Below are 22,690 nucleotides of genomic sequence, written 5' to 3' on the forward strand. Positions count from 1 at the left end.
AAATCAGTACAGACATGACATTTCAATATCAACGCTTGGCGGAACAGCTGTCACAAAAGATTTACCAACATGAACTGCAACCGCAACAGAAGTTAAGTTCATTAAGGGAATTTGCACGCCAACAAAAAATCAGTTTAAGCACAGCGCAGCAATGTTATGAATTGTTAGAAGCCAAAGGCTTGATCTATGTCAAACCCAAATCAGGTTACTTTGTTAGCTCGAGACAATACCAAAGTCCGGTACCTGAAAGCCCAAAATTTGAATCGATGCCAAGACGAGTTTCAAATTTAGAGTTGCAAAATCAAATCCAAACGGCATCCATACAAAGTCATTTAACGCCCTTAGGTGCGATTCAGTTATCTCCTCATTTAATACCTGTGGATGGTTTGCGCCGTTCTTTGCAGCGAGCTTTGAAGCATTGCCAACCTGAAGATTTTTTGTACTGTAATAAACAAGGACATCTACAGCTCCGACAAGCACTTTCTGATCATTGGCGTGAGGATGGTATCTATATCGCCCCAGACGATACTTTTATTAGTAATGGATGTATGCCTGCACTGTCACTGTTGATTCAGCAAATGAGTCGAGAGGGCGATAGTATTATCGTTCCAACACCAACCTTTAACGGTCAGCTTCAGCTCCTTGCAGGATTGAAACGTAAAATTATTGAAATACCTGCGGATCATCAAAGCATAGACCTAGAGCGGTTAGAATATTTTATGCAGCAGGGTAGTGCGAAGTTATGCTTACTGACTGCGAATTTTCAAAATCCTTTGGGCTATTGTCTGAGCAATCAGCAAAAACAAAAAATTGCCGAGTTGGCACAAAAGTATCAATGCTTTGTTTTGGAAGATGATATTTATGCTGAATGTAGTTTTCAAAAAGAACGCCCTTTACCGATTCGTTATTGGGATCAACAGGGCTATGTAATTTGGTGTGGTTCTGTTTCTAAATCTTTATCCAGTGCTTATCGTGTGGGGTGGTTTTGTTTAGGTCAACAATTACAGCACTTAAGACCAGCTCTGTTAGCAAATAATGTTGGGGTTAATACCCCCTTACAGCTTGGTTTAGCCGACTTTATCTATAGTCGTGCCTATCGAGAGCATTTGGAGCGTTTAAGACCTGCTCTCATGCAGCAAGTCGAACAATATCGTGCATGTATTTTGGAGCAGTTTCAGGGGATTCCGATCGCACTTAGCCAATCGAGTGGTGGATATGTGCTGTGGATGCAACTACCAAACACCATTACAGGTTTAGAGTTGTATTATCGCGCGCAGCAATATGGAATCAATATCGTTCCAGGTGAGGTATTTGGTGAAGATCAGCGTTATCAGCATTTTCTACGATTAAACGCTGGCCATGCTTTGACTGATGAAATCCGCCAAGCTATTCAGCAGTTGGCGGATTGGGTCAGAGAAAGTCTCAAGTCGAAATTGAGTTAGTCGAAGTCTGCTTTTAAGACGATGCGATAACGTGCTTGACCTGAATGAAGTCGCTCAATGGCATCGTTGAGCTGTGACATAGGATAGAGTTCAATTTGCGGGGCGATATTTTTACGTGCTGCAAATTGAAGAAGTTGACGAAGTGCTAAAGGAGAACCCGTCGGTGAACCTGTTACTGATTTGGCACCATCAATCAAAGCACCGACTGAAACTGGAATAGGTTCTAAAGTCAGACCTAGAAAATGCAATGAGCCATTAGGTGCTAAAGTACTGAGAAAGGCTTGCCAGTTTAGCGTCACATTGACTGTACTCAACAATAAATCAAATTTTCCTCGTTGAGCTTTGATGGCCTGCGCATCGCGGCTATTCACAACGTGATCTGCACCCATGGCTTTCAGCTCATCAGTTTTCTCAGGATTTGAGCTAAATGCCGTAATTTCACAACCCCATGCTTTGAGCAGTTTAATCGCCATGTGACCTAAGCCACCGATACCAATAACACCGACATGATGCGTGGCTTGGATTTTATGTTTAAGTAGAGGATCGAAAACTGTAATCCCACCACATAACAAAGGACCTGCACTTTCTGGGTCTAAATCATCGGGTAGCGGAATCACCCATTGCCAGCCAGCACGAACTTTATCTGCAAATCCACCAGCATGTCCTACGATCGTTGCAACACTGCCGCCAGTACATAACACTTGATTACCACCGATGCAGGGATCACAAGCTTGACAACTTTCTGCTGTCCATCCGATACCAACACGTTGACCTACTCTGAGCCCTTTCGCTTCAGAACCAAGAGTAGTGATGGTTCCAATAATTTCATGACCAGCAACCACAGGATAAGTAGATGATCGCCAATCATTATTAATCACTGAAATATCTGAATGACATAAACCACAATATTCAACTTTGACTTCGACTTGATGGGCTTGTAAATCGCCTGCGTCAAATTGATAAGGAACCAGTTGTTCACCTGCTTGCATCGCAGCATAAGCACGTATTTGATTGTTGCTCATGGAAGGACTCCTTTGGATAGGATTGTATTTTATTTAAAGGGACAATGATTTTCGTGATCGTTGACCATGCCCACAGCTTGCATGAATGCATAACAAGTCGTTGGACCCACAAACTTAAATCCACGCTTTTTTAAGGTTTTAGAGAGGGTTTGGCTGATCTCTGTTTGTGCTGTGGCTTCTCGATAATTGATCACATCATTGTTCAATACATCGTGACTGACAAAAGCCCACAGCCATGCAGAGACATCGTCCACATCCTGCTTTAATTGTTGCCAAGCAATCGCATTGTCTCGAATTGCTTTTAGTTTACCTAAATGGCGAATCAGACCTGTATCACTCAGTTTATGTTCCAGTTGATCATCTGTAAGCTCGGCAATTTTTGCTACAGGATGTTGAAAGAAATGAGCACGGTAGTGTTCTCTTTTCTTGAGTACAGTAATCCAAGAAAGGCCAGCTTGTTGACCCTCTAGGCAAAGCATTTCAAATAAACGCGCTTCATCGTATTCAGGCTTACCCCATTCTTCATCATGGTAAGCGATATACAGGGGATCATCAGAGCACCAACCACAGCGTTGACTTGTCATTTTGATGCTCCTTATCGTTATAAATATCGAGAAAATTAAAGTTTGAATGCAACCCATTCATTTGGGCGAGTATCCCAATAATACAACTCAGCAGAACTCAAATCAGTGAATTTCAACCAAAAGTCTTTACCAGATTTATCTGCGAAACCTGTGCTGATCAGCAAAGCATCTTCTGTGATTTCCATAATCCAACCTTGATAGCTGGTGCCATTCAGAATAATTTTTTGCTGATTTCCTGATTCTGCAAATGTAACCAGACGTTCTATCAATGCTTCTGACATTGTGTGTTCCTAACGTAAATATGGGTATGGATTGACTGCTCCACGCCCTTTGCCATTTAAATAAATACCGTAATGTAAATGCGGAGCAGTATGACGTGCATTACCTGTATTGCCGACATAGCCAATCACATCACCCTTGCGAATATAATCCCCAACTTTAAGTCCGCGTTTGTGGTCATCCAGATGTGCATAGTAGTGCCAAGAACCTGATGGTCCTAAGATCCAAATGACCTTGCCACCCAAATTATTATTGCGTAAATCTGCGATGAGTCCTTCGGTTGCACTATACACTTTCGTGCCACGCTCTGCCATGATATCAATCCCTTCATGGCTTCGTCCTTGGCTACGTGCAGCTCCCCAAGTATCGCGTAACTCGTTTTTGCGAACACCTTTTACAGGTATGGGGAGGCGAGTGTCTAAGCGCATATTTTTTAATTTGCTGACTTGTGCGCTGCGTAAAGGAGATGGTTTTTGGGGTGTAGTGGTACACGCAGATAGAAAAATAATGAGCAGTCCAATCACCGTATACGAAATTGAATGTCGCACATAAACTCCTATGTTTTGATCCATCGCATTTTAAAGTGTTTAAGTTTTTTGTTTTGCATTGATCAGTTTCTTCATCGCGGTTGGAATACCTTTAGCAATCGCAGATTCTGGTGTGAGCCATATCCCATTTAATTCTATGCTCAGTTGTTCTTTCTGATCATGTTCCACGTGGAACATTTTTTCATCGAGCAACCATGTGAAGTGTGTAAAACTATGACTGATCTGTAAGGATGATACTTGAGCTTGTAACTTAAAGTGCTGTTCGATCTGTTGTAATTCAGTTGCACTTTCAATGATAGGAAGACAATACAATCCACCCCAAAGACCATGAGCTTCACGCTGTTGCCAAAACCATTCTTTACCTGACTGAATCACAACGACACTTGCTGTTTTAACAGGAACAGGCTTCTTGGCCTTTTTAAATGGCAACTCTTGTTCTAGGCCTTGTTGATATGCCTGACAGTGTTGTTGCATAGGGCAATATAAACAGAGAGGTTTTTTCGGAGTACAGACTGTTGCACCCAAATCCATAATGGCTTGGGTATAGTCATGATTTCGCTGTTCTGGACATAAATCTTCAGCAATTTTCCATAAAGCACGTTCATGTTGTGGCTTGGACAAATCATCTTCAATCGCAAAGAAACGAGCCAAAACACGTTTCACATTGCCATCCATGATCACACCGTATTGACGCAAACCGAGCGACATGAGCGCCCCTGCGGTTGAGCGTCCGATCCCAGGAAGTTCAATCCATTGTTCTAAGGTTGCGGGGAATTTACCTTGCTGATGAACAATCGCTGCGGCTTTGTGCAAATTTCTTGCTCTTGCATAATATCCAAGACCCGCCCAAAAAGGAGCAACATCATCCCAGCTTGCCTGACCTAGATCATTTACGGTAGGAAAGCGTTGAATAAAACGATCGAAATATTGCAACACTGTTTTGACTTGAGTCTGTTGCAACATAATTTCTGACACCCAAACTTTATACGGGTCATCGGCAACTTGCCAAGGTAGGTCATGGCGACCATGTTGATCAAACCATGTAAGTAAAGCATCAGAAAATGAGAAATCAGACATGAATCAGAACATTGAAAAGTAGAATTATAGTATAGCGGAAATATGCACTAGAGGGTTTGTGTGAGGAGCTTATGAGCTTTACGATTTCTATCTAGGAGGATGAGAGGATCATCTGAAATTTCTAAAAACTCTCGAAAAAATTTACATTCTGTTGGCGACATCCATGTCGCCGTTTCGCAAGTCAATGTTGGCGAGTATTGGTATAAATACGAATTTTAAAATTACTTTAAATGCTTATCTAACAACTCATACATCGCTTCAAGACCTTGACGCTCTGCTTCTGCGTTATAGCCCAAATCTACGTTATTGGCTTTAGCACGCTCATCAGCCTGAGGGTTACTAAAACCATGTTTAGCATCTTCGAAAATAATTACTTCATGGTTCACTTCAGCAGCGTGCATTTCTTCACGGAAACTTGCAACATCGTCCAAAGTCACCATGCTATCTAGTTCACCATGTAACACTAAGATTTCTGCTTTTAGCTTACCTTTTTCAGCAGGAGCTTTGGGACTGAGATTCGCATGGAACGTTGTTACCGCTTTTAAGTTAGCACCTGAGCGAGCTAGATCCAATACCACTTTGCCGCCATAGCAGAAGCCAATCGCTGCAAGTTTTTCGGCATTTACCTCAGGCTGATTTGCCAAAGTATTTAGACCTGCTTGTGCACGATCAACTACAGTATCCACATGCTCAAACGTTTGCATCATCCATTCGTATGCTTGTGCTGAAGCTGTTGTTACTTTCTTATCACCATACATATCAATTGCGAGAGCAGCAAAGCCGTGTTCAGCCAGTTCACGTGCACGTTGTTCTGTATATTCATTACGTCCCCACCATTCAGGTGCAACGATTACGCCTGCCGTCGGCATATCGATTGCAGGTGCAGCAAAATAACCTACCAAACGTTGACCATCTGGTGCTGTATATTCAATTTCACGAGTTGTAATCGGGAAGCTCATTTTCAAATCCTAATCTGTATTTTTAGAATGCATTGATTAAAACATAAAAAGCAAAAGTTGATACGCTGAGAAAACTAATAAACTGTTGCTTTTGTTAAATAATGGCAATAAAAAAGAAGAATACAAAGATTCTTCTTTTTATAAATTGAGATGTTAATTTTCTATACTTTGCCACGTGACAAAAAGCCCACGACAGCGAGAATAACAGCGACAACCAGTAAAATAACGGCAAAATCTTTGGATAAACCTGCTACACCACCAAAGCCAAGTAAACTAGCAATTAATGCGATGATTGCAAATATTATAGCCCAACGGAACATATGAGTTACCCTCCTAATTTTATTATGTTTTTACTATAGCGTGTATTTTTTGAGCAAAATGTGGTGTTTCTGTGGTTGAAATGTTCACTATAGAAAGAAGTGTTAAAAAGCGAATGATTTCAGTAACTCAGTTTTTTGAATTGGAATGCTATACTATGCGCATTCTCCTCTTCAGCTTAAAATCATGTCTTTAGAATTGCGTCCAAACTTTTGGAAAAACTACTCACTTGATCAGCTAAACCCTGCTGAGTGGGAAGCCCTATGTGATGGCTGTGGTTTGTGCTGTTTGGTCAAGCTTGAAGATGAAGACACCGCAGAAGTCGTATATACCAAAGTGGCATGTAAGCTTCTAGACTGTAAAACGGCACGCTGTTCAGACTATGCACACCGCCAAGAGCATGTTGCTGATTGTCTACAATTAACCCCTGAACGTTTGCAAACGATTACATGGTTGCCCCCAAGCTGTGCTTACAGACGTTTGAATGAGGGGAAAAATCTTCCGTCATGGCATTATTTGAATACTGGCTCTCGTCAGAGTGTTCTAAAAGCAAAAAAATCTGCGGCAGGACGTTGTATTTCAGAAACTGAAATTAATGAAGATGACATTGAAGATTATGTCGTACGGTGGGTGCGTTGATCTTTTAATCATATCATTTGGTTAAATGGATCTTGATCAAAAACAACAATTTTACAGTATTTCTATGCGCTGATCTCCGTAATATGAATGAATGCGAAGGGAGATCAGTCATGTCAAAATTATTTGTAGCACCTTTAATTTGTAGCAGTGTACTTTTGCTACTCGCTTGTGGTCCCAATAACACCAACTCTAAGGCACCAGAAAACTCTGTTCAACATACTCAAAATACGCTCAACCAAACTTTTCAAGTTGATACTTTTGCCCAGTTTGATGAACCTTGGGCTGTTGTTGTATTACCTGATCAGCGTTTACTGATCACTGAGCGTAAAGGACAGTTAAAATTATTTGATCCTAAAACGAAGAAGAATCTTAATGTTCAAGGCATCCCAACTGTAAGTTATGGGGGGCAAGGTGGCTTAGGTGATGTAGTCTTGCATCCTGATTTTAAAAATAATCATTGGATTTATCTCAGCTATGCTGTGCAAGGCAGTGGTGGTTATGGTGCTGAAATTTCTCGTGCCAAACTTGATTTATCTAATCCTGAGCAACCGAAATTAACGGATTTAAAACGAATTTGGCAGCAAGTACCTAAAGTGTCAGGGCAAGGACATTATGCTCATCGTATGTTATTTGGTGCTGATGGAAAACTTTGGGTAAGTTCAGGTGAGCGACAAAAATTCGATCCTGCCCAAGATATGAAAAGCAATCTGGGTAAGATTCTACGTTTAAATGAAGACGGAACTCCTTTATCAGATAACCCTTTTAGCCAACAAGGTGGCGTGACTGCTGAAATTTGGTCATTGGGTCATCGTAATCCACTGGGTATGGCGTTTGATGACCAAAAACAATTGTGGGTAGTGGAAATGGGGCCGAAAGGAGGTGATGAACTTAATCAGATTCTTAAAGGCGCGAACTATGGTTATCCAATCGTATCGAATGGCGATCATTACTCAGGATTACCAATTCCAGATCACAAAACACGCCCAGAATTTAAAGCACCAGCAATCGATTGGACACCTGTGATTTCACCTTCAAGCATGATTATTTACACGGGTGATAAATTCCCGTTATGGCAGCAGAAAGCTTTGATTGGCGGTTTGTCTTCCAAGTCGATTGTTGTGGTTGATTTAAAGTCGCAACCCGTTAAAGAAGTGCAACGTTTGGATATGAAGCAACGAATTCGTGGGTTACAACAAGCACAAGACGGTTCGATTTGGGTGATTCAAGATGGTCCACAAGCAAAATTGCTAAAGCTCAATGCAAACTAAATATGAACTCAAAGTGAAAAGATTAATGATGCAGTCGGAATACCAAAATTTATTTTCAAATAAAACATTGATGTTGATTGGGCTATTGTTCTCTAGCTCTAGTTTATGGGCACAACCTTTAACTGAGCTACAGATAAAAAAGATTGTAGATCAGCAGTTTAAACCACTTTTAGAGGAATATAAAATTCCTGGCTTAGCCGTTGCCGTGACTTTAGATGGTCAACATTACTTTGTAAATTATGGTGTTGCTTCGCTACAAAGCAACCAAGCTATGACCAATAGTACCTTGTTTGAACTTGGTTCAGTCAGTAAAACGTTCAATGCGACTTTAGCGGGGTATGCGCAAGCACAAGGGCGGTTGTCATTATCGGATCATCCTGCCAAATACTTCCCTGAACTTAAAAATACAGCCGTGAATCAGGCTACATTGCTGAATTTGGGAACTTATAGTGCAGGTGGCTTTCCACTGCAATTTCCAGATGAAGTTGTTACTCAGCAGGATATGGTTCAATATTTTCAAAACTGGAAAACAAAAACCAAAATCGGGGAGGCTCGTCAATACTCAAATCCGAGTATTGGTTTAATGGGTTATGTCACAGCTTTGGCGATGAAAAAGCCATATGCGGAATTGATAGAGAAAACCTTACTTCCTCAATTAGGAATGACGCAGAGTTATATTCATGTCCCTGAACAAAAGATGTCACAATATGCTTGGGGCTATAAGAATAATGAAGCAATCCGTGTATCAGCGGGGATGTTTGATGCTGAAGCCTATGGTGTTAAAAGCAGTAGTTCGGATATGCTGAAATTTTTAGATGCACAGATTAATTCAGCTCAATTAGATCGGCAAATTCGTCAAGCCGTTGAAAATACCCATATCGGTTATTATAAAGTCGGTGCAATGACGCAGGGTTTGGGATGGGAGCAATATGCTTATCCCGTTAAGCTTGAAACACTTTTACAAGGCAACTCAAGTAAAATGGCTTTAGAAAGCCATGCAGTAACGCTGATCAAACACCCCCAAATTGCCTCACAATCCACTTATTTTAATAAAACAGGATCTACCAATGGCTTTGGAGCTTATGCCGCATTTGTCCCTCAGCATAAAATCGGTATGGTGATGCTCGCCAATACCAATTTCCCAAATGAAGCGCGTATTAAAGCAACCTATCAAGCGATGCAGCAGATTCTGAAACAGAAGGCAGCCCCTTAACTTGATCAGTTGTTGGTAGATTCAAATTGTAGATTTGATTCAGACACAATAGACTAGGATAAAACAGCATAAAGCCAGTGATGATGTCAGATACGCATATTCCTTTACCTGAACGTTTACGTCCTCGTGACTTATCCGAAATTATCGGACAAGATCATTTGTTAGGTGAAAATGCACCTTTGCGCCAAATGATAGATCAAGGGCATTTACCTTCGATTATCTTTTGGGGTCCGCCAGGGGTAGGTAAAACTACGATCGCATTATTGCTGGCGCAAGCAGTTGATCGCCCATTTATTAGCTTATCTGCGCTGAATACTGGTGTAAAAGAGCTGCGAGAAGTGATTGCGGAAAGTGGTGATCTGCTGACTCCAGTGGTGTTTATTGATGAGATTCATCGCTTTAATAAATCACAGCAAGATGCGTTACTAAATGCAGTCGAAAAAGGCAAAATTACGCTGATCGGTGCAACCACAGAGAACCCATCTTTTGAAGTTAATAGCGCTTTACTATCGCGTTGTCAGGTCTACACGCTGAATAGTTTGGATGCTGATGCAATTCAAACACTCATCAATAAAGCGATTCAAAGTGATAAGTTTCTCAAAGAGCGTTTTATTCAAGTTGAAGAATATGATGCATTGATTCAATTTGCTGCAGGTGATGCGCGTAAGGCGCTTAATCTGATCGATTTAATCGCCAGTACCTTTGAAGCTGATGTTGAAAATGTCGTGACCAACGCGATTGTCGTCAAAGTTGCACAGCAGAATATTGCGCGTTATGACAAGTCAGGTGAGCAGCACTACGATTTGGTTTCAGCATTTATTAAATCGATTCGGGGAAGTGATCCAGATGCTACCTTGTATTGGATGGCAAGAATGCTGAAAGGTGGAGAAGACCCAGTATTTATTGCTCGTCGCATGTTGATTGCGGCATCAGAAGATATTGGAAATTCTAATCCAAATGCCTTGTTACTTGCAGGTGAGTGCTTCCGTTCAGTTCAAGCGGTGGGTATGCCTGAGGCGCGTATTATTTTAGGACAATGCGCAGTTTATTTGGCAACCAGCCCGAAAAGTAATAGTACCTATTTAGCCATCAATCGTGCCTTAGAGCTGGCAGAGAAAACGGCGAATTTGCCTGTACCATTGCACTTGCGCAATGCGCCAACCAAACTGATGAAGCAACAAGGATATGGGGTGGATTATTTGTATCCACATAATTATCCTGAACATTTTGTATTACAAGACTATTTACCACCTGAATTGCGTGGTACGAAGCTGTATGAACGAGCCTTAAATAAACGTGAAGTTGAAGCTGAACGTTTGCAACAGCGCCGCTGGCAGCAAGAACAGCAACAGCAATAATTCTTTCTGGGCGCATGCCTCATTTTAAATTTACCAAAGCAGCATTCTAGTCCCGATTGATGGCATGTTGCTTTGGTTCCAAGATTCAATTGATATCAATATGAACTCAAAAACAGCAACACTGATTGGACTGCTTGCCATTTTGCTTTGGAGTTTAATTGTTGCGCTCATTAAAGAAGTAAGTACTCAGTTTGGTGCAGTTGGTGGTGCTGCATTAATCTATACACTTGCTTCAATATTCTTATTACTTTCTGTTGGTTGGACGCCTCTCAAAAGTTTTCCAAAAACTTATTTGATTTGGGGTGCTTTTTTATTTGTCGCCTATGAAATTTGTCTTTCACTTTCAATTGGATATAGCCAAACAAATAGACAAGCAATTGAAGTTGGAATGGTCAATTATTTATGGCCAACTTTCACGATGGTTGCGGCGATTTTATTTAATAAACAAAAAGCAAATTTTCTGATCATTCCTGGCTTCGTTGTTTCTCTACTCGGTATTTGTTGGGTTTTGGGAGGAGAGCAAGGATTTGATTTGATTGGCATGGCTAACAATATTCAACAGAACCCACTGAGTTATGGATTGGCATTTCTAGGGACATTGTTGTGGGCGGCTTATTGTACCCTTACAGCACGAATCGCTCAGGGAGCAAATGGAATTACTTTATTCTTTATTTTGGTTTCGATCGTGCTTTGGATTAAATATCTTGTGATGGGGGGTAATAGCTTTATTTTTGATTGGTCATCCTCTATTTCCTTGGTTTTTGCTGCTGCTGCGATGGGCTTCGGCTATGCAGCTTGGAATGTTGGAATTTTGCATGGTAATGTGACATTACTGGCAGGAGCATCTTATTTTATTCCTGTGCTTTCCGCTTTTTTTGCTGCATTGTTACTGAGTACGCCATTGGGTCTTTCTTTTTGGTATGGTGCGCTGATGGTGTGTGTAGGTTCTATACTGTGTTGGTTGGCGACAAAGGCGAAGTCATAAACAAACAGTGATTTTTATTCAAATCAGCTTGGTGAAATAGCTATTGATCAATGGTTTAAACTGTTTATTGATTCAAAAATTTATCAAGCATTACAAAAATAACAAGTTATGCCTTTTTATATCAGAAAGAATGAGCTTTAATCTAAAAAGGCATAATAAAAATATGGTTTTAATCTATGACTTTTAAATATTTGAATAAACTGACGACAGCAACAATCAGCGCCTTTACCTTATCAGGCTGTGCAAGTACTCCACTTGATCAAGATCGGTCAGAACAATTGTTCTTTGGTGGTCCGATCTTAACGATGGAAGGTATGACGCCAACATATGCAGAAGCCTTGCTGGTTAAAGATGGAAAGATCATTTTTGTTGGTTCAAAAAAACAAGCAGAGCATTTAGCAAATTCGAATGTTCAATCCATTGATTTAAAGAATAAAACACTTTTGCCAAGTTTTATTGATGCACACAGCCATGTAAATATGGTTGGATTCCATCAGATGGTTGCAAATCTTTATCCTGCGCCAGACGGTCAAGTTTCTGATATTGATTCTTTGGTTCAAGTATTAACACAATGGAAAAAGCAAAATCCTCAAGTCATTCAAACGATGGGGGGTGGATTTTGGGAAATGGCTATGATGATGCGCAATTAAGTGAACAGCGTCATCTGACAGCAACCGATTTAGATCGAGTCTCCAAAGATCAGCCCGTGATGATCTTACATCAATCAGGGCATCTCGCTTCAGTGAATCACAAAGCTAAATATCAATAAAAATACTGAAAATCCAGCAGGGGGGATTATTCGTCGAGAAGCAAATTCGAATGTTCCTAATGGGGTGCTGGAAGAGTCCGCATTATTTACTGCGATTGGTTCAATATTCAAAGATGTGCCACCGCAAGTGATGTTTGAAATTGCTCGTAAAGGTCTTGATGCTTATGTCAAAAATGGTTTCACTACAGTACAAGAGGGACGAGCAGATCAAGGTACGACGGAGATGTGGCAGGCTCTTGCCAAGCAAAATCAACTTCCGATAGATGTCGTGTCTTATCCTGATATCACCACTAGCCAAGAATATATGCTTAAGCAAGGAAGTAGCCGACAATACGATCATCACTTCCGTATAGGTGGCGTTAAAATCAGTTTAGATGGTTCACCTCAAGGTAAGACTGCATGGTTAACTCAAGCCTATAAGATTCCACCTGAAGGTAAAGATAAAAATTATAAAGGCTATCCAGCGATCAAAGACGATCAACAGGTCGATCAATATATTAATGTAGCCTTCAAACATGGCTGGCAAGTGCTCGCTCATGCCAATGGAGATGCGGCAATAGATCAGTTTATAGGTGCTGTCAAAGATGCTACGGCAAAACAAGGTAAAGCAGACCGCAGAAGTGTATTGATTCACTCGCAAACGATTCGAGATGATCAACTAGACCAATTGAAGGCTTTAGATATTATTCCTTCGTTCTTCTCATTACATACCTATTATTGGGGGGATTGGCATCGCCAACAAACACTAGGCGAGACGCGAGCAGCACATATTTCCCCGACAGCAACTGCACTAAAGAAAAATTTAATCTTTACCGAGCACCATGATGCCCCCGTTGTTCCGCCACATAGCATGATGATGCTAGATGCTACAGTCAATCGCGTGACGCGTAGTGATTATGTTCTAGGTGCCGATGAACGTATAAGTCCTTATCTTGCCTTAAAATTCATGACAGATTGGGCTGCTTATCAATATTTTGAAGATCAATATAAGGGTACCTTAAAGCAAGGAAAGCTCGCTGATTTAGTGATTTTAGATAAGAACCCACTGACTGTACCAAGCCGAGAAATCAAAAAAATTAAAGTTTTGGCGACCTATAAAGAAGGTAAACTTATTTATCAGCAGTAGTCAAAATGTAGACATAAAAAAACCAGCTCAAAGGAGCTGGTTTTTTATAAATCATGAATGCTTAAAATGATTAGATATCATCTAAGTTAATGCCTAAACGCGCAGCAACTTCTTCATAAGCTTCAACCACACCGCCTAAACCTTGACGGAAGCGGTCTTTATCTAATTTTTTCTTGGTATCTTTATCCCATAAACGGCAACCGTCTGGAGAGAATTCATCACCCAATACGATGCGGTCATGGAACACACCAAACTCAAGTTTGAAATCAACAAGAATCATATTACCTGCATCGAATAATGCTTTAAGTACATTATTCACTTGGTAAGTAAGTTCTTTCATTTTTTCAAGTTGATCAGCAGTTGCCCAACCTAAAGCGATTGCTTGAGACTCATTGACCATTGGATCGCCAAGAGCATCATCTTTGAAGAATAATTCAAATGTAGGAGGCGTTAACTCTTTGCCTTCTTCAACACCTAAACGACGGCAAAGTGAGCCAGCAGCATAGTTGCGGATGACACACTCTACAGGAATCATTTGAAGCTTTTTAACAAGTACTTCAGTTGGAGAAAGTAACTTTTCAAAATGAGTTTCGATACCTGCTTCAGCCAACTTCTCCATGATGAAGGCGTTAAAACGGTTGTTGACCTTGCCTTTACGATCTAGTTGTTCGATTTTTTCGCCATTGAACGCAGAGGCATCATCACGAAAGACTAAAATCAGGTGGTCAGCATTATCTGTTTCATACACAGATTTTGCTTTACCAGTATAGAGCAAGGTTTGTTTTAACATGGGGGAACCTTTTGAAAAATATGCCTAGTAAACGACTAGGCTGGCCAATTTTGATAAATCTGGGCTAATACTTCAGTTGCGACAGTAGGGTCAGCAAAAGTTGTATCTAGCTTAAACAGAGCAACAGTATTACTTGAGCCCACAGCAGAGAGTTTGAGTAGGTAATTTTGATCACCTACAGTAATCGTCGCCTCATAACCATTGTCTGCTTGAGAGATGATCTTATAGTTGAGACTACTCAATGTTGCGAAAGTGTATTGCCAAGCTGCAGCAGTTGGACCTTCAACTTTAAGTAATGGGTTTTTATTGCCATCCATTACAAGTTGAGGGCGACCTAAAGTTGCTGTAGTCGCTTCACTGGTATTCGCTGTTGCCTGCATCGGATCAGGGCGAGGTAAAGCGTAACGGTTGCCACTTTTATTTTCGAATGTAGGTGCATGTTGAATCGCAAGTGGATCAACCGTTGGAGCTGGATACAATGGTGTAAATGGTCTTACCGTTGCATTCTCAGGGAATTTGAGAGGTTCCAGTGTTTTCGCATTTTTATAATCTAATGAGTGATTATTGAGGGCAAAGCGACCACAACCAGCCAAACTTAAAGCTGAAATAACAAGGACAACACCAAGACGTAATTGCATCATAAATTGCTCGTATTAAATTATTCCCGCAGCTTTTAGACTGTTACGGATAGGTTCACGATATTGTTCAGCGAGAGGGGTTAGCGGTAAACGAAGACCAGTGCTGATATAACCCATCTCATGCAAAGCCCATTTCACAGGAATTGGGTTTGATTCGCAAAACAAAATATTGTGTAGATTTGCAATTTGTTGATTTAAACGTTGAGCTTTTTCTTTGTCGCCAGCAAAAGCAGCTTCACAGACGTCACTCATTTGCTTTGGTGCAACATTCGCAGTTACAGAGATGTTGCCTTTAGCACCTAGTAGCATCAGTTCCCAAGCAGTTTCATCATCGCCTGAGTAAACAGCCATTTTACCAGCTAAACCTTCGATGAGAGCTTGTCCGCGTGGAACATCGCCTGTTGCATCTTTGATACCAATAATATTTTTCACATCTGCAAGACGAATAACAGTTTCATTTTGCATATCCACGCCCGTACGACCTGGAACATTATAAAGAATTTGTGGAATATCAACGGCCTCAGCGATAGCTTTATAGTGTTGGTATAAGCCTTCCTGAGTTGGTTTATTATAATATGGCGTTACAAGTAATGCTGCATCTGCGCCTAATTCTTTCGCAGCTTTGGTCAGCTCAATCGCTTCGCGTGTTGAGTTTGCACCTGTACCCGCAATAATCGGAATGCGTTTGTTTGCAACACGAATCACCTCTTTAATGATCTGAGTATGTTCTTCCATACTAAGGGTCGATGCTTCGCCTGTTGTGCCGACCGCAACGATACTGTGAGTACCTTGTTGGATGTGCCACTCAACAAGCTTCTCAAGACTCTTCCAATCTACGCTGCCATCTTCATACATAGGGGTGACGATTGCGACAATTGAGCCTTGAATATTCTGTGCTAGCTGAGTCATTTTGAAAAAATATCCTATTTTCCCATCCGAGATTGAAGTATTTGAAACGAAATATTGGATGGTTGCAGTATTTTGATTCGTCACTCAATCAATATGGTGAGTTGAATGACAATTATGCAAATTATGACTGATCAGCGACATAAGAACAATATGCTTTAGTTAAACTGTGGAAAACTTTAATTGATCTTTGTATTGAATTCTTTTCATTTGCTGAAAAAGTTAAACATGACTAGCCATAGAACAAGCAGCAGCGTATTTTAAAATGATGGAATTTAAATAGGGTGATCAAATGCTTAAGCAAGTAAAACAAAGTGTTTTAATTGTAGTGGATGTGCAGAATGGTTTCACGCCAGGAGGAAATTTAGCGGTGGCAAACGCCGATGAAATTATTCCGAAGATTAATCAACTTGCACAAAAATTTGAGCATATTGTGCTAACGCAGGACTGGCACCCTGACCAACATATTTCTTTTGCAGATAATCATCCCAATAAAAAGCCCTTTGAGACCATCGAATTGGATTATGGTCGCCAAGTATTATGGCCTAAACATTGTGTTCAAGGGACGCATGATGCTGAATTTCATCCCCATTTAAATATCCCGACAGCCCAACTGATTATTCGAAAAGGTTGCCATCAAAATATTGATAGTTATTCAGCTTTTATGGAAGCAGATCGTAAGACACCAACTGGATTGAATGGATATTTGAGAGAACATCAGATAAATACTGTGTATATCGTTGGGATTGCTACAGATTTTTGTGTCGCTTGGACTGCGATTGATGCTGCTGAACTGGGTTTTGATACTTATGTGATAGAAGATGCCTGCAAGGCAATTGATTTAAACGGCTCTTTGCAACAAGCATGGCAAGATATGTCGCAGAAGGGCGTGCATCGCATCGAAGCCTCCAGCATTTTGCTTTAAACTTGTGGTTTATATCCCAAAACAGCTACACTTTATCGAGTGATGCTTTGTATTTACCCAGATTTATTTGAGAGTTGTATGATTGACGAATTAGATGATTTTGATAAAAAAATTATTCATCATTTACAACTCAATGGTCGTTTAGCTAATCAAGAATTGGCTGAGCTGGTGGGGCTTTCGACCTCGCAATGTTCTCGTCGACGAATCCATTTAGAACAGACCAAAGTGATTACAGGATATTATGCTCAGGTGGCTCTAAGCGCAGATCCCACGCCAATTATGGGAATTATTGAAGTTAAATTGCAGAATTATAATGATGCGACGCATGATCGCTTTGTCGACTTTCTCTTAAGAGAACCTGCGGTTAAAGATATTCATAAACTTACAGGCAGTTATGACTTTGCACTTAAAGTCGCTGTTAAAAGCTTAGATGAAATGGTAAAACTGATTGGGATCTTGTCCTCAAGTGATTTTGGTGTAAGTAACTTAAATACCTCAATTGTTTTAGAAAAATTAAAAGAAAATGGCATCGCGATGAAATAAAAAAATTTGATCTATGACGCTAAAAGCTGATTAGTCAAATTGCTGGATATTCATATCTGATTGATCATTCGAAATCCGTTATTGTGAATATAAATTGCATTTATGATAAAAATATAAGAAAAAATTGCGAAAATTAAATAAAAATGATCAAATATGTCATATCTTTTTTAAAGATCTCTCCCTTCTGTTGTTCTCCTATTGAGTTATACCATTATGAATACCGATCAAAATGTATCTTTGGTAAGTCCAGTCATGTCTGCAATAGATCAGCATTCTAAGATTGAGGATGCCTTGGCCATGTTAATCGGTACCTTCATTTTATCTTTTGCGATGACGCTATTGCAGCAAGCGGGCATTATGACAGGTGGTACAGCAGGTCTATCCTTACTCATCCACTATGTGACCGATATTAAATTCGGGGTACTCTTTTTCCTGATTAATATTCCATTTTATTATTTTGCTTATAAAAAGATGGGTATGGGATTGGTGGTCAAAACCTTCATTGCTGTTGCTTTGCTGGCTAGCTTTACAGAGACCATTCCACATTTTTTTCAGTTGTCTGATGTCAATCCGATTTATGCAACTATCTTTGCAAATGTGTTGATGGGAGTCAGTTTTTTGATCTTATTTCGACATCGTTCGAGTTTAGGTGGAATTAACTTGTTGGTTTTATATCTGCAAGAGCGATTTAAAATTCCTGCTGGAAAAGTACAGATGGGCATCGATGTTGCAATTTTACTGGCATCGTTATTTTATGTGGATTGGAAGTTAGTTCTATTTTCAATTTTGGGTGCGGTAATTTTAAATTTAATTATTTTATTGAATCATAAAACCAGTCGTTATATTGCTTAATACGATTAAAAGTTTCTCAAAAGGAAATGGAAGAAAGGCGTGTGTTTGAACAATAAAGTTGTAAACTTATGGTTTAATAAAATCAATGAGTTAAAAATTTTATACCATTCAATTTTTACATTAAAGTCTTAAACTAAGTTTAAGACTTTAATTTTCCATTTAACAATATAGTTGTAAACTAAAAATGCCTACTTGATCAGAGACCAATCTTCTTTTCCAACTTTGCTAAAAGCTTTAGTTCTTTAGGCTCTAAAGAATTTTGTTGATCAAGTAGTCTACCCCACATAACAATATCTGATTGTATACTGGCACAGATCCAAGCATTAGGGCTAGTGTCATTTTTCCGAATTACTTTAAAGCCCATATGTAGTGCTGCACAAATAAAGGCTCCATTTGACACATATGCATTATCAAAGTGGTTCAATTGACGGTGATAGTATTCAACGCTATGTTTAAATGTATAACTACCTAGATTGTAGCGAGTAGCTTTTATTTTTTTCAGATGTTGTAGATACATACAGCATCGCTGGCATTCATCAAGCGCTTTTTTTAGACTTTCTCTATTCTTTTTAAAATTTTGAAGATATTCAGCTTTAGAGTCCTGAAACGTATACCGTTTATAAAAAGATTCATGGTATGAGTCAGAGTGGCCAAAGCCGTTATAGTCTAGTAGAGGTTCTTGCTCCAGAATTCTTTCAATATCAGCCAATGTAATTAAATGATTTAAAGAGTCTGATTTTTTTTGAAGTTGCGCCATTGCTAAAGCCCATGGCTTATTCACTTCTTTGAAAGAAATTACATCAAGTGCATCAGTCTGTGTTTTTGCTTGTTTGTATATATCACCAATAGTAGTCCACTAATTCCAATTAAGAGTAGTCCACCGATTCCAATTAAGAATAGTCCACCGATTCCTGATTAATAGTTCTAGAGAAATCTCTAAATCCAAATTACATCTAAGAATAGCTACATAACTCCTAGATCAACAATATGCTTGTTTAGTTTTTCGATGCATAAGAACTCAGACTTTTCCGCAGTCCTTTCCTCAAATTGTGAATTCACTCTTATAGACATGTTTACTAAATAGCATAATTTTTCAGCTCTTGTGATCGCGACATAATGTAAATTTTTGTCCCCATCTAAATCTTGTAAAATCCATTGACCGTGTCGTCGAGTCATTCTAGGGAATACCCATGCTTCTAAACCTAGATGGATAACAGCTTTAAACTCTAAACCTTTTGACTTATGGATTGACATTATTTGTAATTCATTCTTATTATTTGGTTTATATTTTTTCAATAGAAACTCATCATTCAAAATATTTCTTGCTGCTAAGATATAATTTTCATAGTCACCTTTATATTTAATTTTTCTAATCATCTCTTCAATTATTTCACAAATCGTATCAGTATCATTTTGACACCTTATTTTTTTTGCTATAGCCTTGAAATCATTAAGTTTAATACTAATAAGTTTACCTTTATAATTTTCATATATTGAGTAACTTGAATAATTGTTACAAAATTTATACTGAATCAAATCAGAACATAATTGTGCAATATAATGATTCATACTCTCAAGAGGATCATCTTCATAAATTCTATAGCTATGCCGCGTATTCATAGCATAATGTTTAAGTGTTGCATTATTAGCTGCTAATATCAAAAAATCTGAGAATTCTAAATTATTCTCATCTTTAATTTTCTGTATAAAATCATCTAATTTAGAATATCTGTGTTTTCCTGAATCATTTATATGTAATCTAAATATTTTTTTTTCATCATTTTCTTCTAGATCTAGGTCTTTTAAGAAAACTCTCGCATACAAATCAATAGATGGATCACACCTATGGTTTTGATCAATAATATATTCTTTAAATTCGTAATTTTTTACGAGTGAAGTAAGATTTTCAGGAATAGCATCACGCCATCTATAAATTGACTGATCAATATCTCCTACTGCTGTAAATTTCAATCCTAGTTTTAAAATTTCTAGAAAAATTAAATGATGTCCTGAGGAAGTATCTTGATATTCATCTACAAATAAATATTTATATCTAGATGATATATATCTTCTACAGATTGATGAATTTCTAAGTACAAACAAAGCCAAAGGTGTTACTGTTTTTTGCCAAACTTTTCCTTGTAAAAATAACCCTCGAAAAGCAATATCACCTTCTATATCACTTAAATATATTTCTCTTGTAATATACTCTTGAACAAATGGAATAGATTCTTCTTCTGACAAAATATTTATAATTTCAATATCATCTATTTCAATATCCCATAATTTTGGCAAAAATGGTCGAATAATTTCATTGATTAAAAAACTATCTATAGTACCTAGAAAGTTAAGATTAGAATTTCGCATCTTTTTTTGAAATTTTCTTTTCAACTCTGCACTAGATTTCCTAGTGAAAGATAATCCTATTACTCCATTATGCCTTTTTAACTTTTCACAACATAAACTCATTTTATTGATAAGAACGGTGGTCTTACCACTCCCAGGGCATGCCATGATTACTGAATTATTTTCTAAATCTTGAATTGCTCTTATTTGATCATCAGTAAGTTTCATGCTGCACCTTCTTCTTGAGCATATTCAGTTTCTAATTCAATTTCCGATTCAGTTTTTAATATAGGCTTACTCATTAATATTTTTATTAAATATCTTATAGGCTCACCAAAATAACTTTCATAAATTTTCTTAAACCCTTCATCTTCTAATTTTGATACTAATATCTGCATATTTAGTGCCTTATTGGTTTTAAGAAAATCAACCGAGCTAGTATCAGTTTTTTTACTTAAAGCTTTTTTAATTTCTTCTGAAGCAACACTTACTAAGTCCAACTCTAAATCCCTATTTGACATAAATATGCCTTTAGAATTAATCATCTTTTCAAAAGCTTTCCACCTTTTATCACCTAGAATCTTAGCTCTATTTAAAGGATAAAGGCTATGTTCCCACTTTTCAGAATTTTCATTTAAAACTCCATAGCATCTATTAACCCCCAAATACTGCCATTTTTTGCATTTTTCTTCTTTATAATTAATTTCAATCCTTTTATATACATAGCAAGGATTTACACCATCAATTCTAGTGTAACTAGAAACCTTACAATTCATTTCTACAGTACTAATATCATTATCAGTTCTTAATGAAACAGGTATTTCTAGAGCTCTTAAAACGGCTGCAAATACTTTAAATTGAATTCCTCCAACTGCAAAAACGGATAAATTGTAGTAATCAATATCAACTTTATTTTTAAGCAACAGTTCCTTATATAGAATTTCTTCAGATGGGCCCTCAACTAAAAAAACACCACTTGAAAAAAATGCTTCTGCAGGGATAATGCTCATCCTATAACCTAATTCTTCCCATGCTTTTTCTAGTTCTTTTGTACAACCATTACTGGCCGCAATTGTAGAGAAATCTTTCTTAAATAATCTAATAATAGAACTTGGCGAAAAACTTGAGGCTATTTGCGGAGAGTGTGTTGTTATTAAACATTGACTTTGTAATTCTGAAGATAAATAACTAGCTAATTTTCTTTGTTGATGTGGGTGTAAATGTGCCTCTGGCTCCTCAACAACATAAAACACTACTTCATCATTTGAATCGTGTTCAAATTCGCTCAGTGCCTTCCATAAAGCAATTAAAATTTGATTATTACGTCCATCACCACCCAACATAACATTTGAGCCACCGCTCATTGCCCCTAATTGTAATTTATTAATAAAATCATCCACTTCTATACCGCTAGCATTTAGTTTTACATCATAATCATCATGGGCATAAGCTAATTTCTTTAATTCTAAATTAACTTCTTGAGTAGCAGTTTTTACATATTCTAATTGTGCAACTTTATCGTCTAGGTCAACCAATTGCTTAGAAATTTCTAGTACGTTTTCTCGATCAAGCTTTTCTTGTTCTTCAGTAATCTTTGTTTTGGAGATCCTAAGTAATTGTTTTTTCTCTTTAGCAATAAATTTGCTTAAATCTCTTTGGGAAGAAATATACTTTAAATTGATATATTTTAAATAATAACGACTTTGAATTTCAGATAAGTCTGTCTCATTTTGACCAAGATATAATTTGTAATCTAGATTTTCTTTAGAAGCCATGTATTTAAAAACACATTCTCCATCATCACTTACGTGTTCTTTCAAAATGGATAATGCAGCTTCTTCTTTAATATCAAAGAATTTAATTATGATTTCTAAATTTTCAGACTGGACACCACCCTGTACATGAAAATCCAACTCTGATGGCTCTATATCCAATTCAGAAACACTTCTGTCTAACATGAGGCGTAATGCATAAATGAGATTAGTTTTACCAACATCATTTTCACCAATAATTAAAGTGTTATTATTAAAATTTATTGTCGCATCTTTATAATTTCTAAAACCTTTTAGAATTACTTTATCAATTTTCATCATTTTACCCTTA

General features: G+C 38.2%; 22 protein-coding genes and 1 pseudogene. 10 read left to right on the top strand and 13 right to left on the bottom strand.

The window, feature by feature from the left end; all coding sequences use genetic code 11:
* Positions 1-14 precede the first annotated feature (14 nt).
* Positions 15-1,442 carry a PLP-dependent aminotransferase family protein gene (locus tag Q9Q86_RS13365; protein WP_112986321.1) on the top strand — a complete coding sequence of 476 codons (1,428 nt, stop codon included), beginning with the start codon at positions 15-17 and terminating at the stop codon, positions 1,440-1,442.
* Here the strand turns inward: Q9Q86_RS13365 and Q9Q86_RS13370 are convergent.
* From Q9Q86_RS13370 to Q9Q86_RS13400, 7 genes are all read right to left on the bottom strand, one after another.
* Positions 1,439-2,464, bottom strand: a complete 1,026-nt coding sequence (locus Q9Q86_RS13370; protein ID WP_112986320.1) for an NAD(P)-dependent alcohol dehydrogenase — start codon at positions 2,462-2,464, stop codon at positions 1,439-1,441. The two genes, Q9Q86_RS13365 and Q9Q86_RS13370, sit on opposite strands and share 4 nt — an antisense overlap.
* Positions 2,465-2,493: 29 nt before the next feature.
* Positions 2,494-3,048, bottom strand: a complete 555-nt coding sequence (locus tag Q9Q86_RS13375) for a DNA-3-methyladenine glycosylase I (RefSeq protein WP_112986319.1) — start codon at positions 3,046-3,048, stop codon at positions 2,494-2,496.
* Positions 3,049-3,083: 35 nt separating this feature from the next.
* Complete coding sequence (locus Q9Q86_RS13380) at positions 3,084-3,329, bottom strand: hypothetical protein (RefSeq protein WP_004910282.1); 246 nt, start codon at positions 3,327-3,329, stop codon at positions 3,084-3,086.
* A gap of 9 nt (positions 3,330-3,338) precedes the next feature.
* On the bottom strand, positions 3,339-3,899 hold the full coding sequence (locus Q9Q86_RS13385) for a M23 family metallopeptidase (protein WP_374050024.1): 561 nt from the start codon (positions 3,897-3,899) through the stop codon (positions 3,339-3,341).
* Between the two features lie 15 nt (positions 3,900-3,914).
* Positions 3,915-4,952 carry an A/G-specific adenine glycosylase gene (gene mutY, locus Q9Q86_RS13390; RefSeq protein WP_112986317.1) on the bottom strand — a complete coding sequence of 346 codons (1,038 nt, stop codon included), beginning with the start codon at positions 4,950-4,952 and terminating at the stop codon, positions 3,915-3,917.
* Positions 4,953-5,173: 221 nt separating this feature from the next.
* The gene (locus Q9Q86_RS13395) at positions 5,174-5,911 is read right to left on the bottom strand and encodes a dienelactone hydrolase family protein (protein WP_075695988.1); all 738 of its coding nucleotides are present in this window, start codon (positions 5,909-5,911) and stop codon (positions 5,174-5,176) included.
* A gap of 161 nt (positions 5,912-6,072) precedes the next feature.
* Entirely contained in the window at positions 6,073-6,231 is a 159-nt protein-coding gene (locus Q9Q86_RS13400; RefSeq protein ID WP_004910276.1) for a DUF1328 family protein, read from the bottom strand.
* A gap of 184 nt (positions 6,232-6,415) precedes the next feature.
* Between Q9Q86_RS13400 and Q9Q86_RS13405 the strand changes: the two genes are divergently transcribed.
* The 6 genes and pseudogenes from Q9Q86_RS13405 to Q9Q86_RS13430 all read left to right on the top strand — a co-directional run bounded on the left by Q9Q86_RS13405 (position 6,416) and on the right by Q9Q86_RS13430 (position 13,587).
* Positions 6,416-6,868, top strand: a complete 453-nt coding sequence (locus Q9Q86_RS13405) for a YcgN family cysteine cluster protein (protein ID WP_099947846.1) — start codon at positions 6,416-6,418, stop codon at positions 6,866-6,868.
* Between the two features lie 110 nt (positions 6,869-6,978).
* Positions 6,979-8,136, top strand: a complete 1,158-nt coding sequence (locus Q9Q86_RS13410; protein ID WP_112986316.1) for a PQQ-dependent sugar dehydrogenase — start codon at positions 6,979-6,981, stop codon at positions 8,134-8,136.
* 25 nt (positions 8,137-8,161) lie between these two features.
* A complete protein-coding gene (gene ampC, locus Q9Q86_RS13415) occupies positions 8,162-9,349 on the top strand; it encodes a class C beta-lactamase (protein WP_171293747.1) in 1,188 nt (395 codons plus the stop codon).
* A gap of 83 nt (positions 9,350-9,432) precedes the next feature.
* Positions 9,433-10,707 carry a replication-associated recombination protein A gene (locus Q9Q86_RS13420; protein WP_017397391.1) on the top strand — a complete coding sequence of 425 codons (1,275 nt, stop codon included), beginning with the start codon at positions 9,433-9,435 and terminating at the stop codon, positions 10,705-10,707.
* 100 nt (positions 10,708-10,807) lie between these two features.
* On the top strand, positions 10,808-11,692 hold the full coding sequence (yddG, locus tag Q9Q86_RS13425; protein WP_112986333.1) for an aromatic amino acid DMT transporter YddG: 885 nt from the start codon (positions 10,808-10,810) through the stop codon (positions 11,690-11,692).
* A gap of 176 nt (positions 11,693-11,868) precedes the next feature.
* Positions 11,869-13,587, top strand: a pseudogene (locus tag Q9Q86_RS13430) (amidohydrolase).
* 70 nt (positions 13,588-13,657) lie between these two features.
* On the opposite strand, the gene purC reads toward Q9Q86_RS13430, so the two are convergent.
* Genes purC through dapA form a run of 3 tightly spaced genes read right to left on the bottom strand, consistent with a single transcriptional unit; the run spans position 13,658 to position 15,924 of the window.
* Positions 13,658-14,377 carry a phosphoribosylaminoimidazolesuccinocarboxamide synthase gene (gene purC, locus Q9Q86_RS13435; RefSeq protein WP_004965104.1) on the bottom strand — a complete coding sequence of 240 codons (720 nt, stop codon included), beginning with the start codon at positions 14,375-14,377 and terminating at the stop codon, positions 13,658-13,660.
* A gap of 35 nt (positions 14,378-14,412) precedes the next feature.
* Positions 14,413-15,015 carry a lipoprotein-34 precursor (NlpB) gene (locus Q9Q86_RS13440; protein ID WP_112986314.1) on the bottom strand — a complete coding sequence of 201 codons (603 nt, stop codon included), beginning with the start codon at positions 15,013-15,015 and terminating at the stop codon, positions 14,413-14,415.
* Positions 15,016-15,030: 15 nt separating this feature from the next.
* The gene (gene dapA / locus Q9Q86_RS13445; RefSeq protein WP_112986313.1) at positions 15,031-15,924 is read right to left on the bottom strand and encodes a 4-hydroxy-tetrahydrodipicolinate synthase; all 894 of its coding nucleotides are present in this window, start codon (positions 15,922-15,924) and stop codon (positions 15,031-15,033) included.
* 289 nt (positions 15,925-16,213) lie between these two features.
* Here dapA and pncA point away from each other — a divergent pair, with 289 nt between their 5' ends.
* The 3 genes from pncA to Q9Q86_RS13460 all read left to right on the top strand — a co-directional run bounded on the left by pncA (position 16,214) and on the right by Q9Q86_RS13460 (position 18,241).
* A complete protein-coding gene (gene pncA, locus Q9Q86_RS13450; RefSeq protein ID WP_004951129.1) occupies positions 16,214-16,846 on the top strand; it encodes a bifunctional nicotinamidase/pyrazinamidase in 633 nt (210 codons plus the stop codon).
* 78 nt (positions 16,847-16,924) lie between these two features.
* Positions 16,925-17,389: an Lrp/AsnC family transcriptional regulator gene (locus tag Q9Q86_RS13455; protein ID WP_004910252.1), complete on the top strand. Its 465-nt coding sequence runs from the start codon at positions 16,925-16,927 to the stop codon at positions 17,387-17,389.
* Between the two features lie 213 nt (positions 17,390-17,602).
* On the top strand, positions 17,603-18,241 hold the full coding sequence (locus Q9Q86_RS13460) for a YitT family protein (protein WP_112986312.1): 639 nt from the start codon (positions 17,603-17,605) through the stop codon (positions 18,239-18,241).
* A gap of 196 nt (positions 18,242-18,437) precedes the next feature.
* Here Q9Q86_RS13460 and Q9Q86_RS13465 read toward each other — a convergent pair whose 3' ends face one another.
* The 3 genes from Q9Q86_RS13465 to Q9Q86_RS13475 all read right to left on the bottom strand — a co-directional run bounded on the left by Q9Q86_RS13465 (position 18,438) and on the right by Q9Q86_RS13475 (position 22,677).
* On the bottom strand, positions 18,438-18,998 hold the full coding sequence (locus tag Q9Q86_RS13465) for a hypothetical protein (protein WP_005142271.1): 561 nt from the start codon (positions 18,996-18,998) through the stop codon (positions 18,438-18,440).
* A gap of 206 nt (positions 18,999-19,204) precedes the next feature.
* A complete protein-coding gene (locus Q9Q86_RS13470; RefSeq protein WP_005142264.1) occupies positions 19,205-20,815 on the bottom strand; it encodes a UvrD-helicase domain-containing protein in 1,611 nt (536 codons plus the stop codon).
* Positions 20,812-22,677: an ATP-dependent endonuclease gene (locus Q9Q86_RS13475; protein ID WP_005317189.1), complete on the bottom strand. Its 1,866-nt coding sequence runs from the start codon at positions 22,675-22,677 to the stop codon at positions 20,812-20,814. Before Q9Q86_RS13475 ends, Q9Q86_RS13470 begins: the two co-directional genes overlap by 4 nt.
* Between the last annotated feature and the right edge of the window lie 13 nt (positions 22,678-22,690).

Source organism: Acinetobacter sp. A22 (assembly GCF_030913345.1).
GTDB classification, from domain to species: Bacteria; Pseudomonadota; Gammaproteobacteria; order Pseudomonadales; family Moraxellaceae; genus Acinetobacter; species Acinetobacter junii.

Bases quoted from the DNA above. Each gene is read 5' to 3' on its own strand.
- yddG (WP_112986333.1), top strand. From the start codon at position 10,808: ATGAACTCAAAAACAGCAACACTGATTGGACTGCTTGCCATTTTGCTT.
- Q9Q86_RS13395 (WP_075695988.1), bottom strand. From the start codon at position 5,911: ATGAGCTTCCCGATTACAACTCGTGAAATTGAATATACAGCACCAGAT.
- Q9Q86_RS13380 (WP_004910282.1), bottom strand. From the start codon at position 3,329: ATGTCAGAAGCATTGATAGAACGTCTGGTTACATTTGCAGAATCAGGA.
- Q9Q86_RS13470 (WP_005142264.1), bottom strand. From the start codon at position 20,815: ATGAAACTTACTGATGATCAAATAAGAGCAATTCAAGATTTAGAAAAT.
- Q9Q86_RS13375 (WP_112986319.1), bottom strand. From the start codon at position 3,048: ATGACAAGTCAACGCTGTGGTTGGTGCTCTGATGATCCCCTGTATATC.
- ampC (WP_171293747.1), top strand. From the start codon at position 8,162: ATGATGCAGTCGGAATACCAAAATTTATTTTCAAATAAAACATTGATG.
- Q9Q86_RS13385 (WP_374050024.1), bottom strand. From the start codon at position 3,899: ATGGATCAAAACATAGGAGTTTATGTGCGACATTCAATTTCGTATACG.
- Q9Q86_RS13410 (WP_112986316.1), top strand. From the start codon at position 6,979: ATGTCAAAATTATTTGTAGCACCTTTAATTTGTAGCAGTGTACTTTTG.
- Q9Q86_RS13455 (WP_004910252.1), top strand. From the start codon at position 16,925: ATGATTGACGAATTAGATGATTTTGATAAAAAAATTATTCATCATTTA.
- Q9Q86_RS13365 (WP_112986321.1), top strand. From the start codon at position 15: ATGACATTTCAATATCAACGCTTGGCGGAACAGCTGTCACAAAAGATT.
- Q9Q86_RS13370 (WP_112986320.1), bottom strand. From the start codon at position 2,464: ATGAGCAACAATCAAATACGTGCTTATGCTGCGATGCAAGCAGGTGAA.
- Q9Q86_RS13475 (WP_005317189.1), bottom strand. From the start codon at position 22,677: ATGAAAATTGATAAAGTAATTCTAAAAGGTTTTAGAAATTATAAAGAT.
- Q9Q86_RS13440 (WP_112986314.1), bottom strand. From the start codon at position 15,015: ATGCAATTACGTCTTGGTGTTGTCCTTGTTATTTCAGCTTTAAGTTTG.
- mutY (WP_112986317.1), bottom strand. From the start codon at position 4,952: ATGTCTGATTTCTCATTTTCTGATGCTTTACTTACATGGTTTGATCAA.
- Q9Q86_RS13400 (WP_004910276.1), bottom strand. From the start codon at position 6,231: ATGTTCCGTTGGGCTATAATATTTGCAATCATCGCATTAATTGCTAGT.
- Q9Q86_RS13405 (WP_099947846.1), top strand. From the start codon at position 6,416: ATGTCTTTAGAATTGCGTCCAAACTTTTGGAAAAACTACTCACTTGAT.
- Q9Q86_RS13460 (WP_112986312.1), top strand. From the start codon at position 17,603: ATGAATACCGATCAAAATGTATCTTTGGTAAGTCCAGTCATGTCTGCA.
- Q9Q86_RS13465 (WP_005142271.1), bottom strand. From the start codon at position 18,998: ATGGCGCAACTTCAAAAAAAATCAGACTCTTTAAATCATTTAATTACA.
- purC (WP_004965104.1), bottom strand. From the start codon at position 14,377: ATGTTAAAACAAACCTTGCTCTATACTGGTAAAGCAAAATCTGTGTAT.
- Q9Q86_RS13420 (WP_017397391.1), top strand. From the start codon at position 9,433: ATGTCAGATACGCATATTCCTTTACCTGAACGTTTACGTCCTCGTGAC.
- dapA (WP_112986313.1), bottom strand. From the start codon at position 15,924: ATGACTCAGCTAGCACAGAATATTCAAGGCTCAATTGTCGCAATCGTC.
- pncA (WP_004951129.1), top strand. From the start codon at position 16,214: ATGCTTAAGCAAGTAAAACAAAGTGTTTTAATTGTAGTGGATGTGCAG.